Raw genomic sequence first — 15,470 nt, forward strand, 5'->3', positions numbered from 1 at the left:
AAATTAATATAATTTTTATGGTTTGATCGACCATTTTGCACTGGCGGATATGTCGCCTAACTTTGTGCGCAATTCATCCACCGTCGCCGCTTTGCCGTTGATCTCGATTGAAAATGCGCTATAGCCCTTGAGTAAATCTGCAATATTTACGCCTTTGGCCGCTGCCGATAACAGGCCAATGATCTCATCCGTATTTAAACCACTCGTGTTGATTGTTCCGCCAGAACCGCTGACGGTAAAATTAGCAATGTTGCTGTTGACCAGATTTTGTGTTCCGGTGATAGGATCTTGCTGCACCATCGTAACCCGGTAACAGTACTCGCCGTCCAGAAGTCCTGGATTCCATGTGAGGTTGTTTTCGATCAATGTTGCGCCGCCGCCACCTGTAGGTCCACCAGCGGTCGTTTGATACGAAGTAGAACCAAGTTCAATAATTGCGCGCTGGGAAGAATTATTCAAAGCATCTTCCTGGGTCTGATTCGGTTTGAGTTTTGCGATTGTTAATTTGAATTTTTGCCCCCCGACCGCTGACCATTGAAACTGGGGTAATGAAGAAACTGTGCTTCCGTTTGCAGGCATGATCACGTCAACGGTTGCGCCGGAAAGAACCTGAATAACAATGGATTTACAAGAAGAAGTAGGCACAGTTGGAAAATCCGAGGTGGATATCTTGAATTCAAACGTACCGCTTGGTAAGCCGCCTTTTAATTTCTTAATATAGTCATCTGAAATTCTTGGGGTTTGGAACGGCGCTCCAACCCTTTTGTTGGCAAGACTCTTCACGTTCAGAAGTTGAGGCACGGCAATGAATAGTGGTTGATTACTCGGAACGGTCAAAGTTACTAGGAGATTTTGCTGAAACATTGGTGTCGAACCATCGAATAATTCAACCTTAAGCGTAATGTGCTTCGCGGACAGAGTCGGATTTGTTATTTGAATTCCGAAATTCTGAAACGCTGAAAGATTCGCGTCTGATCTACCGATACCTAGTAAACTAACCGGAAAGAATGAGAATTGAAGCGGGGCATCGGGGCGAATATTAATAACCACGCCGCTATCAGTGTCACATTGCGCAAACAGCGGTTGAAAAGAAAAGACCGCGAAGGCAAGCACAACAAATGCTGTCAGCCTTATTTGGTCTAAAATAAAACTCTTTTTCATAAGTTTCTCCTTGCGATTAAGTTTCGAAATTTTCAGATTGATATATTTAAATTATAATTATTATCGACAGGTCTATAAATATAGAAAACTCACTTCACAGATGCTGTGACATTGGTCACAAACATAAACATATATTAAACATACACTAAATGAAAACTCTCGTTGTCAGCTTAGGGAAAGTTTTTTTTAGGATAAGAGGTTTGACTCCGATTCCGTTTTATATCGCTTGTTTTTTTTACTCAAGAATTGAATTGATTTTTTTCTTAACAGGTTTCCTGCTGATTGGGTTAGGCGAATGTTTAAGAATTTTTTCCGTCGGGTACCTTGGGGTTTTATCACGAAAAACCAATTATGCGGACGCAGAAAAATTGGTAATGAGCGGCCCTTACCGTTTTGTGAGAAACCCTATATATCTTGGTAATATGTTAATATATTTAGGATTCACCGTATTGTCAAATGTTTTCTTTCCCCTATTTTCTCTGATGACCTTTGTTTTTTTTATGTTTGTCTATTATTCAATCGCCCTTTATGAGGAAACCGTGTTGATGCTACAATTTGACCTGAGATACCAACGGTATATGCTTTCGGTTCCGCGTTTTTTTCCCCTCTTTCGTACAAACCTGCAGATCGATTCTGCACAAGAATTTGATCCTGCAATGGCTCTACAATCCGAGAAAACAACCTTGATCGTCTTAGTTTTGGCTTTCTCTGCAATGGTAATAAAGAACTATACGCTTTAGCGCGCGTTTCAGCCGAAAAAAAAAGAGGCTGTCAGTAGTGACAACCTCCATTGAATCGATCAAGTGAAAACACAAGGCAATGTCGTTTTACTTGATATAACTGACGATTTCCGGATTCACAACGGGAGTACCGGTAGAATAGTCATAAAAACCTTTACCTGATTTCTTTCCGTAAAAACCGGCCATGAACATTTTTCTTAAGAGCGGAGGGCATGCATACATGGATTCTCCGTATTCTTTTAACATGATTTCCGCAATGCGGTACGTCGTGTCAATTCCCACAAAATCCAGCAAAGTAAGCGGACCCATTGGATATCCGCAGCCCAACATCATTCCTTTATCAATATCTTCTATCGATGCGGTTCCGTTTTGCACTGCGCGAATGGCCCCGAGGAGATAGGGCACTAATAAGAAGTTGACTACAAATCCGGAATTGTCCTTCGCGGCAATCGGAGTTTTTCCAAGCGCTTTTCCAAGTTCAAAAGCGGTATCAAAAGTCTCATCCGACGTCCGTACGCCCTTAACGATCTCAACGAGTTTCATCACCGGCACCGGATTAAAAAAGTGCATCCCGCAAAAACGGTCTGCACGTTGTGTGTAAGCAGCCATTTCCGTTATGGTCAAGCTGGACGTATTGGAAGCAAATATAGTATGGGCAGGACAAATTTTATCTAAGTATGAATAAATTTCACCCTTTAGTTTGATGTCTTCTGTGATCGCTTCGATAATCACGTCGCAATTTTTCAGGTCGTCCAAGCTGGCCGTTCCGGTCAGATTAGCGATAGTCTTGTCCTTTTCTTCCGACGTGATTTTACCTTTTGCAGCATTTCTTTCCAATTGCTTTTTAATATTTCCGATCCCTTTGTCGGCCAACTCTTGCGTCACTTCACGCGCAATGGTTTTATAACCTGCAGCCGCTGCAATTTGTGCAATACCCGCCCCCATAAGCCCGCATCCCAATACGCCGACGGTTTTGATGTTTTTTACATCCATGATCGTAATCTCCTTGTTGATGAATAATGAACTGAAATTATTTTTTTTTTAGCAGCACATTCGTTTGAATAACCCACGCATCGGTATACCCAAGAGACTTTGCAATATTTTTGATCTCTTCTGCGTTTTCGCGCATAGTAAAATTTCCTGCACGAACTTTATAATACGGCTGTTCATAATCAACATAAATATCGTCAAGTAATTTTGCACCCGCCTCATCCCGAACGCCAAGGGCCATGTAATAATCCGTTGTCGAATACAGTTGGACGCGAAATCCAAACACAATCTGTTCTTTCATTTCTTTTTTGTGACCGGCCTCGCGTTCGTCTGTTTCCCCGGACGTCACCATTTGATTTTTGTGAAGATGTGATTTTTTTTCAATCACCCATGTATCATCATTCAAAGTAAGCGGGTCAAAACTCTCATCAAAACGAAACTTTTCTTGCTTTTCAGTATCGCTGCTTTCCTCCGATTCCATACGCGGGGCAACCGTTTCTTTTACGCCGGTACATGAAATCAAAAGAATATATATGATTAAGGAATATGGCTTCATAACATAGAATGATTAAACAATTTCTGTAATTCACCAAAGCTGCGAATTAAGACTTCGGGAGATTTTGCCAGCAGAACCTCAGCCGTTGTCATTCCGGAAGCAATGGCAATGACAGAAACACCCGCGTTTTTTGCTGTTTGAATATCTATCACGCTGTCTCCAACATAAACCGTATCATTTTTATTTCCACCCAATTCCTCCACCGCTCTTAACAATCCTTCGGGATTCGGCTTTAGCTCTTTTACGTCTTCATAACCTAAAATCACATCAAAAAAATCTTCTAAGTCATGGTGAGCCAGTATTGATTCGATGGTAGATCGTCTCTTAGTTGAGACGATACCCAGGGTGTAAAAATTTTCATACAGCCATTCCAACGTCTGCTCAACTTCCTGTAATATTAAAGTATTTTTAACCATGACGCCGTTATCTGCAAAATCCAAGAATAGCTTTTTGCAGGTTTGTATTTTTTTTTCGTCGGAGGGATCAACGAACTTCGCGAACGTATCTTCGAGAGAATGCCCGATCATTTGGCGAACGGCGGCTGGGTCCGCCGTTTTTTCTCCAATCTGTGTGAGCGCATGGTTCACACTGGCAATAATTCCTTCAGAGGAATCCGCAAGCGTGTAATCAAAATCAAATACGACCTGATGAATGTGTTTCACGGCATTGTTATTATATTTTTTTAATCAAAGCCGGCAGTTCATTTAATGAAAAAATTTCATAATCCGGTTTGATCTTGTTTGCTTTTTTCCGGTCATGATTGATCCAGACGGTTTTCATGCCAACGGTTTGCGCCCCCGCCACGTCCTTATCGGCCTGATCGCCTACATGCAGCGCTTGTGACGGTTTTATGCCTAATCTTGCCAGTGCGATATTGAACATCATCGGGTGCGGTTTGGAGAACAGGCAATCGGAGGAGAACAAGGTAAAATCAAAATAACGCGCAATTTCCAATCGTTCAAGAACCTCCCGCGCAAGAAAACCGGGAACGACGGTATTAGAAATAACTCCGCAGCGTAGGTTTCTGTCACTTACATGCTGCAAAACATCCTGTGCATGGTCCATCAGCAAACGAGCATTCATCAAAGGAATGAAGAACGTAGAAAGCAAATTATGCGTGCTGATGGCCGGCGGGATATTAAAATATTCTCTTAGTGTCTGAAAAATTTTTTCGACCGGGATTTCCAGATGAGATCGTTCAGCTATTTTAGAAAATTGCGCGGCAACCTGATCGTATTTATCATTCCATTCTTTCAAAGTGGGATGGGAAAGATTCTGTTTTGAAAAGATATTAATATGATTTAGAAATCCCGCCTTTTCGAGTTTTTTCCAATCAATATTATCCTGTCGTAATAATGTATTACCGAGATCAAACGTAACGGCTTTTATCATCAGAACTCATGTTAATTAACTAAGTCAATCTATTTAATCGACACAAAAAAAGCAACGTGTTTTTGAGAAGGGATTCTTGAATTTGATTTATTTTAACTCTTGAGATGGACTACGCCAGATTGAATCAAATTGGCTCTTTACAACTGACATTTTTTACAATATATTGGACTACTGTTTTGTGCCAATTTGTATATTGGACTATATAATATTTGCCATAATTGGATCTTATCATATGTATATACATATTGTTTTTATTTAATTTACTGTTTATCTATAGTACAACATAATGAGTGTTTCAAAAAAGTACTTTATAGCCGGATTTTTTTCCTACGTCATTTGGGGATTTGTTCCGATTTTTTTTAAACAAATCAGCGCTCATGATCCGTATGAGATCATTTTTTACAGAATCTGGATTGCAGCTGCGGTAATTACTATGATATTAAGCCTTAACTTTAGGAAATCTTGGTGGGATATTTCGTCTCTTTACCGTCGTTCCGTGCGAGATTTTATCAGCATGATATCGCTGAATGTCATCGGCGCATTGCTTTTAGTCACTAACTGGATCGCGTATGTATACGTGATCAATAATATCAGCGTGAATGCAGGATCTTTCGCTTACCTCATTCTTCCGATCGTCACTACTTTTCTTGCATTTTTTATTCTTAAAGAAAAATTGAATCCGTTTAAGTGGGCAGGCGTTATTCTTAGCGGTATAAGTTGTTATCTTATGGCTCACATTGACATTCATCAGATCGTTTACATTGCATGTATTACTTTTTCATATTCGTTTTACATGATCACACAGAAACGCAACACGTTTCTTAACCGTAAAACGGCTTTGACCCTTCAAATGATCATAGGCGCCTTGGTCATGTTGATTATTAATCCGGCTCCTGCGATGGGTTCTGTTCTGAATATGCACTTTTGGATATTTATTACGATTATTGCCGTGGTCTTCACGATCACGCCTTTGCTTCTGAATCTATTCGCGCTGAACGGTATGGAATCCTCCCAGTTGGCGTTTCTGATCTACATCAATCCTCTTGTGAGTTTTCTCATCGGTATTTTTGTGTATAATGAAAAACTTGATCCGCTTGCTGTTACTGCGTATGCGTTATTGGCCGTATCGATTATTATCTTTAATTGGGATCTCATAGTGAAGATTATTGAAAAATCGTCAGGAATAAAGTTTAAACCCATTCCGATAGAGGTCGAATCCGTCGAAATAACAAAAACATCAGATGGCACAAAATAAAACAAGGGTCGTAACAACTTATTTAGAGATGGTCGAAAGGCCGGCAGATATTCCTTCAGGTAATCCTGAAGGAGCTTTGATCATGCGGGCAAACAGACCTACAGTTTCATTTTATCGTTTCTTATATAATACGGTGGGTGAACATTGGAAATGGGTTGACCGCAGAAAATTGAGCGATGAAGACCTCAGAACGATCATTCATGATGAAAAAGTCGAGGTTCATGTTCTCTACATGAACGGAGTGCCGGCAGGATATGTTGAGTTAGACTTCAGACAAATTAACGATGTTGAGATTTCCTATTTCGGATTGATGCCGGATTTTATTGGTCAGGGGTCAGGCAAACTCTTTCTTCAATGGGCAATTAAGACGGCATGGCAGACAAACCCGAAAAGATTGTGGGTACATACATGTTCCCTCGATCATCCCGGCGCTTTGCAGTTATATCAAAAATGCGGATTTAAAATTTATAAGACGGAAGAACATGAAGTGTAATTAAGTTAGGAGTATGTATGACGAAAGAGCAACGCAAGGAACTTATTGAAAAAATTAAGAATCTACCATCTCTCATCGAGTCGGCCGTAAAGAACCTGACTGACGCACAGCTGGACACACCTTATCGCGTCGGCGGATGGACGCCTCGCCAGGTGGTACATCATCTTGCCGATTCGCACATGAATGCACTTATTCGAATGAAACTCACGCTGACTGAAAACAAACCTTCCATCAAGGGATATAATCAGGATGCATGGGCGGAACTTGACGACAGCAAGAAGATGCCGATTGAAAATTCTTTGAGCATCATCAAATCGCTGCATGCGCGCTGGGGTTACCTGCTCGATCAAGTCAAAGATTCCGAATGGGAACGGCCTGCACATCATTCGGAACGCGGCGATGTGACACTCGAAACTTTTTTGAATATCTACGGCAATCACGGTGAAAAACATTGTAAACAAATTACAGACCTTAGAGTAAAGAAGAACTGGTGATAGCTGCACCTATTAAAAGCAAAGCAAAAAAAGTATGAGAAAAATGAAAAAAATAGGACTAGTGGGTGGAGTAAGCTGGATATCAACCATGGACTATTATAAGTTCATAAATGAAGGGGTTAATGAGAAATTAGGTGGGCTGAATTTTGCCGAATGCATAATTTATTCGCTAAATTTTGGAGACGTTCAAGAAAAAGGCTGGGAAAATTCATTTGAGCTTTTATTACATGCCTGCCTAAGTTTAAAAAGAAGCGGTGTTGATGCCATCGTTTTATGCGCTAACACAGCACATCTATTTGCAGCCGACCTTGAAGATAAAATAAAATTACCAATTATTCATATAGGAACGGAAACTGCAAAAGCTGTTAAACAGCAAGAGCTAGCGAAGGTGGGGTTATTGGGAACAAAATTTACTATGGAAATGGAGTTTTATAGAAAAAAGCTGGAAGAAAATGGCTTGGAGGTTTTAATACCGGAAAAGCAAGAAACCAGAGACTATGTACAGTATACAGTGAAAGAGGAATTGGGCAGAGGCGTGATTAGCCCCGAAACAAAGCAGAATTATATTTCAATCGTGAAAGATTTAGTGGAACGTGGTGCTGAAGGAATAATACTGGGTTGTACAGAAATCCCAATGTTAATTGACCAGAAGGACTTTTCAATACCAATATTTGACACGACCAAAATTCATTCGAGAGCGATTGTTGAATATTCACTATCATAACTCACGGTGAACGTAAATGAAGCAATCGGTAATTAGCATTCAAATCAAAAAAATGACCGCAAATGACTGGGATGCCGTTCGTTCGATCTACGAAGAAGGCATTGCCACCGGAAACGCCACGTTGGAAACGAATATTCCATCCTGGGAATCGTGGGACGCGGCACACATGAAAGAATGCCGTTTGACTGCAAAAGAAGACTCTATTGTAACCGGATGGTCTGCATTGACGCCGGTTTCCGGTCGATGTGTGTACGCCGGTGTTGCAGAAGTAAGCGTGTACATCGGGGGAAACTTTCGCGGACGAGGAATCGGGAAATTGCTTCTGGAGGAACTGATTCGCAGTTCGGAGAAGCAAGGTATCTGGACAATCCAGGCCGGAATACTAAAAGAAAATACAGCAAGCATAGAGCTTCACAAAAAATGCGGTTTCAAGATCTTAGGTGTGCGCGAAAAATTGGGCAAGCTCAACGGACTTTGGCGTGATATTGTTTTAATGGAAAGAAGAAGTTCTGTTGTTGGAATAGATTAATAACAAAAAATGGAGAAATAATGAAATCAATTACCCGTCCTGAAAAAACAGAATACTTTGAATATTATGACAAATATGTACAGCTTGTTCCGCATGGAAATCTGTTAGACCAATTTCAAACGGTACACGAACAAACGAAAAAACTTATATTGTCGCTCAGTGAGGAACAATTAAACTATCGGTACGCGGATGGAAAATGGTGCATCAAAGAAATCCTTATCCATTTGGCAGACGCTGAAAGAGTATTTGCCTATCGCGCTTTACGTTTTGCCCGTAAAGACACAACTCCTTTGTCCGGCTTCGATGAAAACTTGTATGTTCCACAATCCAAAGCGGCCGATAGAAATATAACCGACATCCTGCGTGAGTTTTCGTCCGTGCGTAAAGCAACTTTAGAGCTTTTACTGAGCTTCGATGATGACATGTTTAAACGATCGGGCAAGGCGAATGACAAAGAAATCTCCGTCAGAGCGTTGGCCTACATTCTTCTTGGGCACGAAATGCATCACGTTAATGTCATTAAAGAACGTTATTTAAAATAGGGCGTCAGATGATCCTATACAAAACAGGGAACGTTTTGAATCTGGACGACATGATCGATTTGTATCGTGCTTCAACGCTTGGTGAAAGGCGTCCGGTGGATGATCGGGTACGAATGAGGGATATGTTAGCTCACGCTAATTTAGTGATTACGGCATGGGACGGCCGACAACTCGTAGGGATTTCCCGGTCGATGAGCGATTTTGTTTACGCAACGTATCTTTCCGATTTGGTTGTTAGGTTGTCCCATCAGAAAAAGGGTATCGGTAAAGAACTTATTCGACAGACTCAGTTGGCCGCACCACAAGCAAGCGTGATATTATTGTCCGCGCCAAAGGCCGTTGAATATTATCCTCATGTCGGATTCACGAAACATCCCAGCGCATGGGTCTTACGCGCAGATAAAAAAATAATTCATAAAAAAATTGATTCCCAATAATGACCGTTTCTGAGTTAAATATTTACCCTATCAAATCCTGTAAAGGATTTAGTGTTACTTCGGCAGAACTGGACGCGTACGGCCTTGCCGGTGACCGGCGCATGATGGTCGTTGACGGCGAAGGGGCGGCGCTGACTCAAAGAGATTTACATCAAATGGGTTTTATCGAACCAATTATAACCAATAAAGCCTTAACGCTGCGTGCCCCGGGCATGAAGGACTTATCCGTCCCTTTCTCTGATTTTAGTGACAAACAAATTGCAGTTGATGTATGGGATGATTCTTGCATCGCTTTGGACTGCGGAAATACCGTGGCGGAATGGTTGGCTGATTATTTACATACGACATGCCGGCTTGTTCGCATGGACCAGAACTTTCAAAGACAAATCGACAAAAATTTCAGCAGGCGCGACGAACATGTTAGTTTTGCCGATGGATTTCCGTTACTGTTGATCTCCGAATCCTCGTTGGGAGATTTGAATTCCAAACTAGACATACCGATCACGATGAATCGTTTTCGCCCAAGTATGGTTGTAAAGGGATGTGACGCCTTTGCAGAAGACACTTGGAATACAATCATGATCGGTGAATTGCTTTTTGAAGTTGTAAAACCCTGCGCGCGATGTGTGGTAACAACGATTGACCCCAAAACAGGCCAAAGCGGGCTTGAGCCATTGAAAACACTTGCAACGTACCGCAGAACGGACGATGGTAAAGTGATGTTCGGACAAAACGTAATTCATGTTGAAAAGTCCGGAAAACTGAAACTTGGTGATGAGATTTCTGTGATAAAGTAAATTCATAAATTTGATTGGAAAAATTAATGAAAATCCCATTGTACCAGATTGATGCTTTTACCGGCCACTTATTCAAAGGTAATCCGGCAGCCGTGTGCCCCCTTGACGAGTGGCTGAATGATGAAACGTTATTACATATTGCGGCTGAAAATAATTTATCTGAAACCGCTTTTTTTGTTAAAGAAGGAATGGGTTATCGTCTTCGCTGGTTCACACCGGAGGTTGAAGTTGATCTCTGCGGACATGCAACGCTTGCCGCGGCGTTTGTGATTTTTAATTACATTGATCCATCGCTAAATCGTGTAGTGTTTGCAACGCAAAGCGGAAATCTTGCTGTCACAACAGATGGGAAGTTACTCGCGATGGATTTTCCGTCCCGTAAACCGGCCGCTTGTTCGCCTCCGCATGACCTGATAAAGGGACTTGGCGGTTCGCCTGTCGAAGTTCTAAGATCACGCGATTATTTTGTTGTGTATTCCTCCGAAGAAGAGATAAAGAATCTGAAACCCGACATGAGCCTGCTTTCTAAGTTAGACGCCTTGGGCGTGATTGTCACCGCCAAAGGAAACAATGTTGATTTTGTTTCGCGTTTTTTTGCGCCGGGGGCTGGTATACCCGAGGATCCGGTAACGGGTTCCGCACATTCATCGCTCATTCCCTATTGGGCAGAAAAACTCGTTAAAAATAGATTGCACGCACTGCAAGTTTCTAAACGCGGCGGCGAACTTTATTGTGAATTGAACGGCGATCGGGTCATGATCTCAGGACTTGCCGTAAAGTATTTAGAAGGATTCATGGAGCTTTAACAGACTTTTTTTGACTGACTCTGGAAAATGAAAGAAGTGACTTTAGAAAATATTACCCTTCGCAGCGCATCACGTGATGATGCGGCTACACTTGCGGAATTGAGTTATCGGACTTTTGAAGAAACGTTTGCGCACTTGAACTCCAGCGAAAACATGCAGGAGTATTTTTCAAAGAACTGCACAACGGATGTTATAGCTGAAGAACTTAAGGACACTTTCTCTGCATTTTTGATCGCCGATTGGAATGCAGAGCCTGTCGGATTTGCAAAATTACGATGGAGTGAAATTCCACGGGAACTAATGGGGCGAAACGTTATCGAGATACAACGTCTATATGTTCTAAAAAAAATAATAGGAAAAAAAGTTGGCAGGACGTTGATTGAAGCCTGTTTTGAAATTTCACGAAGTAGAAACGCCGATACCGTCTGGCTTGGCGTGTGGGAAAATAATATTCGGGCGATTTCATTCTACAAAAAATGTGGATTTGAAGTATTCGGTTCACAAATCTTTGAACTAGGCCGTGATAAGCAAACCGACCTGTTGATGAAAAAAATATTGTGAGGTGATCCCTAATGTATTTTCATATGGATAAAAATAGCGGCATCCCTCTTTACATTCAGATCGAATCGCAGATTGCGTTTTTGATACGGAATGGTACGATCAAGCCGCTTGAGCGGCTTCCTGCAACCAGGGAGTTGGCAGAACAATTAGGCGTTCATCGTAACACTGTTGTTCAAGCTTATCAGGAACTCGAAGTGAAGGGAATTACGTTTTCACAAGTCGGCAGCGGAACATTTGTGAGTAAATTTATCCCAAAAACTATCGTTACCGGAACGGGAATCGATTCACTCGCTTCGTTTCAACAGCAAAAAATGTCTTTTGACGGTTTGTACGCGGATCATTGGTTGAATCTCGAAGACATCGATCTTTTGGATATTGAAAACACGATTAGAAGTTGTGAATTTCCTAAAGGGGTTATTGGGTTTTCGTCGGTAGTTCCGGATAAATCCTTGTTTCCGCTGCGTGAATTTCAGAATTGTACTTACCGTGCAATTCAGAAATTCGGCGTCGGGCTTCTTGAAATGGGTAATACGCAGGGCTTTCAACCGTTTCTCGACTACGTGCCGCGTTTTTTAATGAAGCGCGGCATGCACGTAAAAAGTGACGATCTTGTCGTCGTAAGCGGAATTCAACAAGGGCTCGATCTCATAAGCCGGATTTTTTTGAATCCGGGCGATACGGTGATCACAGAGGAACTGACCTACCGCGGGGCCCTCAATATTTTTAATTCCAAAGGCGTTAAAGTAATTGGAATTCCGCTGGACCAGGACGGTATGCGCGTGGATACGCTGGAAACTATTCTGAGCAGGCATCGTGTTAAAATGATCTACACTATTCCGACGTTTCAGAACCCGACGGGCGCCGTCATGTCACTTGAACGCAGGAAACAATTGCTCGCGCTGGCATCGCGTTATCAAATCCCGGTCGTTGAAGATCAATTTGCAAATGAACTTCGTCTCGAAGGCGAAGATATTCCTTCTCTGCATTCGCTCGATGATAACGGTAATGTGATCGTTGTTGGGAGTTTTTCTAAAATTTTGTTTCATGGAATTCGTTTAGGTTGGGTTATAGCGCCTAACAAAGAGTTTTTGTCTAAACTTATCTTGGCAAAAAAAATAAGCGATTGGCAGAGTAATTACCTTATCCAGGGCGCCATTCTTGAATTCTGTCTCGAAGGTTACTTTGATAAGTATCTAAAAAGAAAATTGAAGATCCTAAAAACGCGACGGGATACGATGCATCAGGCCGCGACAGATTATTTTCCGGAAGAGATGATCTGCAATAAGCCAAAAGGCGGGTTATTCAGCTGGGTTGACATGCCAAGAACGACCAACGCATATGAACTCTTGATGGAATCCAAACGAAAAGGGGTCTTATTTACTCCCAAGCGATTTTTCACGGTTCATTCAGATGCGGATAATGGGATGCGGCTGGGTTACATCAGCCATGAGCCAGGTATTATTCTTGAAGGAATGAAGATATTGGGTGACCTCCTGAAACAGAGCCTGGTAAACGTTCCATCATCTCAGACTACGGATCGGTCGGCAGCGCCCGTGATATGAAAGATTTCCTTATTAAAATAGAATTGAAGAACCTATGAAGAAGTTTAACGATTACCGAAAAAAGACCGATGCGAAGGAAATTAAGGATGTGGGATATCTATTTGTAGATATCCTTGCTAATTATTTAGACCATGTTCAGAATACCGATAACAAAGTTGTCAACTACATGTCGCCGGAAGACGCGTTCAAAATATATGACGAGCCAGTACCGACTGAAGGCATGGATTTGAAAAAATTATTGAAAGAAGTTGTCGATCCACTACTGAGCCATGCCCAAAATCTTGCCAGTCCCTCCTACATGGGCCATCAGGTGTGCCATCCTTTGGTTTTGTCTTCTTTTGCCAAAGGCTTGAGCAGCGCGATCAATCAGGGGCTGGCCATTCAGGAAATGTCCCCGCTTGGAACGATGATCGAGAAACGCGTCATCCGCTGGATCTGTGATGCCGTTGGATATTCCGATCAGGGCGACGGCACCATCGTTTCCGGAGGAACCGAAGCAAATTTAACCGGGATCATGGTTGCTCGTTCTGTCAAGGCGGGCCATGATATATGGAAAGAAGGAAACCAACAACCGCTCGTTGGATTTTGTTCTGCGCGCAGTCATTATTCCATTGAGCGGGCTTTTGGGATACTGGGTCTTGGCACTCAAAATCTGATCAAGATCAGAGAAACTTCCGACTTCAAAATGGACGTGACCGATCTCAAACGCGCTATTGCAGATGCAATTGAACAAAATAAAAAGCCATTCGTGGTTATTGCAACGGCGGGCTGCACTCCGGTTGGTTCTTTCGATGACATCGAAACTATTGCCCTTATTTGCAAAAAACACAATTTATGGCTCCACGTAGACGGCGCGCACGGAGGATCGTTTGTTTTCTCGGACAAATTAAAGCATTTACTAAAAGGGATTCAGCAGGCGGATTCCATTGCGCTGGATCCTCACAAAATGATGTTCATGCCGCTCAATCTCGGCACTATCCTCCTGAAAAACCAAAAACATTTTGACGATACGTTTAAGGTCAACGCGCCTTATATATTTCATAAGACGGCGGCAAATTTAGGCTGTCTGAATATCGGCGAGCGAACTATACAATGTTCCCGCGGATTCGAGGCATTTAAACTTTGGATTTGTCTTAAACATTACGGAATTCAGTATTTTGCCGACATGATGAATCGCTGCGTTGACATGACACGGTATTTGTATGATCAACTGGATGATTCGCCGGATTTCGAAACGCTGAATGTTCCCGAGTCCAACATTTTATGCTTCAGGCTTATTCCGGAATCAATGCGGTTATCATTACCGGAGGTGGTTGATGAATTCAATTTTGATCTCAGAAATACATTTAATCGCACCGGTAAAGCCTGGATTACCACGACGCTTCTTGGCGGGAGACGTATGTTGCGAACAACGATAATCAATCCAAGAACAACAAAAAAGCACGTCGATCAAATGATTATTGATTTGCGCGAAACGGGAGGGCAGATCGTCAATTGAAAAGAAGTTATTGGCCGACGCTGATCATATTTCTACTTTCATTTATTTGGGGTTCAACCTGGGTTGCGATCCAATTTGGCCTTGAGAGCCTGCCTCCATTCATGTTCGCCACGGCGCGATTTGTGATTGCTGCCGTTTTGGTATACATCGCAATGGTCGTCCAAAAAATTCCTTTTCCAAAGGACAGGTATACCTGGAAAGTGATGATAGTTATTGGAATATACCAGGCGCTGGATTATGCCTTTGTATTTTGGGGAGAACAATACGTAAATGCCGGAATTGGAGCCATACTTTTTGCGACGATGCCATTCTTCGTAGTGATATTTAATTATTTTATGTCAGAGCGTCATGAAATGTCTTGGATTCAGATAACCGGAATCACTATAAGTTTTATCGGTGTCATTTTCATTTTTGCAGATGATTTTTCATTTACTGATAAATCAATTCTGGGCGGAATATGCATGATTCTGGCAGCCATGAGTGGAGCTTACATGAGCGTGTATGCGAAGCTTTATGCGAATCATATAAATCCGGTGACTAATACGTTTGTGCAAATGCTGGTTTCTGCGGTAAGTCTTGGAATTTTAGGACTCCTATTTGAAAAAGTACAGCATTTTCAACTAACGACCAATGCCGCGCTCGCTATATTGTATTTGGCTGTTTTTGGATCGGCTCTGGCATTTATTCTTTACATGTGGGTGATCAAAAAAGTTTCTGTGATTGAAGCGTCAATTATACCCCTTACTACGCCGATTGCCGCCGTTGTGTTAGGCTGGCTGATGCGCAACGAGGAATTTGGCCTGAATGTGTTTTTTGGCGGCGCATTAATTTTAATTGGCGTCTATATGGTGAATGTTTTATCGGCTCGTCTGGCCGCTAAAGGCGGAAGGTCAACGGTGGAGGTTTTGCCGACCGCAGAACCCTGACCGGCAA

At 42.1% G+C, this 15,470-nt stretch carries 19 protein-coding genes; 14 read left to right on the forward strand and 5 right to left on the reverse strand.

Translation table 11 applies throughout. The features are described 5' to 3' along the window. Nucleotides 1–15: 15 nt before the first annotated feature. Nucleotides 16–1,161 (reverse strand): hypothetical protein, encoded by a 1,146-nt coding sequence (locus F9K33_03580; GenBank protein ID KAB2880847.1) that lies wholly within the window; start codon nt 1,159–1,161, stop codon nt 16–18. A gap of 149 nt (nt 1,162–1,310) precedes the next feature. On the opposite strand from F9K33_03580, the gene F9K33_03585 reads away from it, so the two are divergent. Next, nucleotides 1,311–1,901: an isoprenylcysteine carboxylmethyltransferase family protein gene (locus tag F9K33_03585; protein KAB2880848.1), complete on the forward strand. Its 591-nt coding sequence runs from the start codon at nt 1,311–1,313 to the stop codon at nt 1,899–1,901. An 87-nt stretch (nt 1,902–1,988) separates the two neighbouring features. Here F9K33_03585 and F9K33_03590 read toward each other — a convergent pair whose 3' ends face one another. The 4 genes from F9K33_03590 to F9K33_03605 are packed head-to-tail and all read right to left on the reverse strand — an operon-like array spanning nt 1,989 to nt 4,839. After that, complete coding sequence (locus F9K33_03590; GenBank protein ID KAB2880849.1) at nt 1,989–2,894, reverse strand: 3-hydroxybutyryl-CoA dehydrogenase; 906 nt, start codon at nt 2,892–2,894, stop codon at nt 1,989–1,991. A gap of 37 nt (nt 2,895–2,931) precedes the next feature. Next, on the reverse strand, nt 2,932–3,447 hold the full coding sequence (locus F9K33_03595; GenBank protein KAB2880850.1) for an SPOR domain-containing protein: 516 nt from the start codon (nt 3,445–3,447) through the stop codon (nt 2,932–2,934). Further along, on the reverse strand, nt 3,444–4,109 hold the full coding sequence (locus tag F9K33_03600) for an HAD-IA family hydrolase (GenBank protein KAB2880851.1): 666 nt from the start codon (nt 4,107–4,109) through the stop codon (nt 3,444–3,446). Before F9K33_03600 ends, F9K33_03595 begins: the two co-directional genes overlap by 4 nt. A gap of 10 nt (nt 4,110–4,119) precedes the next feature. Next, entirely contained in the window at nt 4,120–4,839 is a 720-nt protein-coding gene (locus tag F9K33_03605) for an HAD family hydrolase (GenBank protein ID KAB2880852.1), read from the reverse strand. Nucleotides 4,840–5,125: 286 nt separating this feature from the next. Between F9K33_03605 and F9K33_03610 the strand changes: the two genes are divergently transcribed. Genes F9K33_03610 through F9K33_03670 form a run of 13 tightly spaced genes read left to right on the forward strand, consistent with a single transcriptional unit; the run spans nt 5,126 to nt 15,463 of the window. Continuing rightward, nucleotides 5,126–6,094 (forward strand): EamA family transporter, encoded by a 969-nt coding sequence (locus tag F9K33_03610; protein ID KAB2880853.1) that lies wholly within the window; start codon nt 5,126–5,128, stop codon nt 6,092–6,094. Further along, nucleotides 6,081–6,587 carry a GNAT family N-acetyltransferase gene (locus F9K33_03615; protein ID KAB2880854.1) on the forward strand — a complete coding sequence of 169 codons (507 nt, stop codon included), beginning with the start codon at nt 6,081–6,083 and terminating at the stop codon, nt 6,585–6,587. Before F9K33_03610 ends, F9K33_03615 begins: the two co-directional genes overlap by 14 nt. Before the next feature lie 17 nt (nt 6,588–6,604). Further along, nucleotides 6,605–7,081, forward strand: coding sequence for a putative metal-dependent hydrolase (locus F9K33_03620; protein ID KAB2880855.1), 477 nt, complete (start codon nt 6,605–6,607; stop codon nt 7,079–7,081). 43 nt (nt 7,082–7,124) lie between these two features. Next, on the forward strand, nt 7,125–7,805 hold the full coding sequence (locus F9K33_03625) for an aspartate/glutamate racemase family protein (protein ID KAB2880893.1): 681 nt from the start codon (nt 7,125–7,127) through the stop codon (nt 7,803–7,805). 31 nt (nt 7,806–7,836) lie between these two features. Then, on the forward strand, nt 7,837–8,334 hold the full coding sequence (locus F9K33_03630; GenBank protein KAB2880894.1) for an N-acetyltransferase: 498 nt from the start codon (nt 7,837–7,839) through the stop codon (nt 8,332–8,334). A gap of 20 nt (nt 8,335–8,354) precedes the next feature. Next, the gene (locus tag F9K33_03635) at nt 8,355–8,876 is read left to right on the forward strand and encodes a DinB family protein (GenBank protein KAB2880856.1); all 522 of its coding nucleotides are present in this window, start codon (nt 8,355–8,357) and stop codon (nt 8,874–8,876) included. Between the two features lie 8 nt (nt 8,877–8,884). Further along, nucleotides 8,885–9,313 carry a GNAT family N-acetyltransferase gene (locus tag F9K33_03640; protein KAB2880857.1) on the forward strand — a complete coding sequence of 143 codons (429 nt, stop codon included), beginning with the start codon at nt 8,885–8,887 and terminating at the stop codon, nt 9,311–9,313. Continuing rightward, nucleotides 9,313–10,110 carry an MOSC domain-containing protein gene (locus F9K33_03645; protein KAB2880858.1) on the forward strand — a complete coding sequence of 266 codons (798 nt, stop codon included), beginning with the start codon at nt 9,313–9,315 and terminating at the stop codon, nt 10,108–10,110. Before F9K33_03640 ends, F9K33_03645 begins: the two co-directional genes overlap by 1 nt. Before the next feature lie 26 nt (nt 10,111–10,136). Beyond that, nucleotides 10,137–10,916: a PhzF family phenazine biosynthesis protein gene (locus F9K33_03650; protein ID KAB2880859.1), complete on the forward strand. Its 780-nt coding sequence runs from the start codon at nt 10,137–10,139 to the stop codon at nt 10,914–10,916. Between the two features lie 27 nt (nt 10,917–10,943). Further along, a complete protein-coding gene (locus F9K33_03655) occupies nt 10,944–11,477 on the forward strand; it encodes a GNAT family N-acetyltransferase (GenBank protein ID KAB2880860.1) in 534 nt (177 codons plus the stop codon). A gap of 11 nt (nt 11,478–11,488) precedes the next feature. Continuing rightward, complete coding sequence (locus tag F9K33_03660; GenBank protein KAB2880861.1) at nt 11,489–13,039, forward strand: PLP-dependent aminotransferase family protein; 1,551 nt, start codon at nt 11,489–11,491, stop codon at nt 13,037–13,039. 34 nt (nt 13,040–13,073) lie between these two features. Then, nucleotides 13,074–14,537 carry an aminotransferase class I/II-fold pyridoxal phosphate-dependent enzyme gene (locus tag F9K33_03665; GenBank protein KAB2880862.1) on the forward strand — a complete coding sequence of 488 codons (1,464 nt, stop codon included), beginning with the start codon at nt 13,074–13,076 and terminating at the stop codon, nt 14,535–14,537. Continuing rightward, complete coding sequence (locus tag F9K33_03670; GenBank protein ID KAB2880863.1) at nt 14,534–15,463, forward strand: EamA family transporter; 930 nt, start codon at nt 14,534–14,536, stop codon at nt 15,461–15,463. The genes F9K33_03665 and F9K33_03670 overlap by 4 nt, the downstream gene beginning before the upstream one ends. Nucleotides 15,464–15,470: the final 7 nt, after the last annotated feature.

This window comes from bacterium (assembly GCA_008933615.1).
In the GTDB taxonomy this organism is placed as follows: Bacteria; CLD3; CLD3; order SB21; family SB21; genus SB21.

Excerpts from the sequence above, each read along its gene's own strand:
- F9K33_03660 (KAB2880861.1), top strand. The coding sequence starts at position 11,489 with ATGTATTTTCATATGGATAAAAATAGCGGCATCCCTCTTTACATTCAG.
- F9K33_03595 (KAB2880850.1), bottom strand. The coding sequence starts at position 3,447 with ATGAAGCCATATTCCTTAATCATATATATTCTTTTGATTTCATGTACC.
- F9K33_03650 (KAB2880859.1), top strand. The coding sequence starts at position 10,137 with ATGAAAATCCCATTGTACCAGATTGATGCTTTTACCGGCCACTTATTC.
- F9K33_03605 (KAB2880852.1), bottom strand. The coding sequence starts at position 4,839 with ATGATAAAAGCCGTTACGTTTGATCTCGGTAATACATTATTACGACAG.
- F9K33_03635 (KAB2880856.1), top strand. The coding sequence starts at position 8,355 with ATGAAATCAATTACCCGTCCTGAAAAAACAGAATACTTTGAATATTAT.
- F9K33_03665 (KAB2880862.1), top strand. The coding sequence starts at position 13,074 with ATGAAGAAGTTTAACGATTACCGAAAAAAGACCGATGCGAAGGAAATT.
- F9K33_03615 (KAB2880854.1), top strand. The coding sequence starts at position 6,081 with ATGGCACAAAATAAAACAAGGGTCGTAACAACTTATTTAGAGATGGTC.
- F9K33_03590 (KAB2880849.1), bottom strand. The coding sequence starts at position 2,894 with ATGGATGTAAAAAACATCAAAACCGTCGGCGTATTGGGATGCGGGCTT.
- F9K33_03645 (KAB2880858.1), top strand. The coding sequence starts at position 9,313 with ATGACCGTTTCTGAGTTAAATATTTACCCTATCAAATCCTGTAAAGGA.
- F9K33_03625 (KAB2880893.1), top strand. The coding sequence starts at position 7,125 with ATGAAAAAAATAGGACTAGTGGGTGGAGTAAGCTGGATATCAACCATG.
- F9K33_03580 (KAB2880847.1), bottom strand. The coding sequence starts at position 1,161 with ATGAAAAAGAGTTTTATTTTAGACCAAATAAGGCTGACAGCATTTGTT.
- F9K33_03610 (KAB2880853.1), top strand. The coding sequence starts at position 5,126 with ATGAGTGTTTCAAAAAAGTACTTTATAGCCGGATTTTTTTCCTACGTC.
- F9K33_03585 (KAB2880848.1), top strand. The coding sequence starts at position 1,311 with ATGAAAACTCTCGTTGTCAGCTTAGGGAAAGTTTTTTTTAGGATAAGA.
- F9K33_03640 (KAB2880857.1), top strand. The coding sequence starts at position 8,885 with ATGATCCTATACAAAACAGGGAACGTTTTGAATCTGGACGACATGATC.
- F9K33_03620 (KAB2880855.1), top strand. The coding sequence starts at position 6,605 with ATGACGAAAGAGCAACGCAAGGAACTTATTGAAAAAATTAAGAATCTA.
- F9K33_03655 (KAB2880860.1), top strand. The coding sequence starts at position 10,944 with ATGAAAGAAGTGACTTTAGAAAATATTACCCTTCGCAGCGCATCACGT.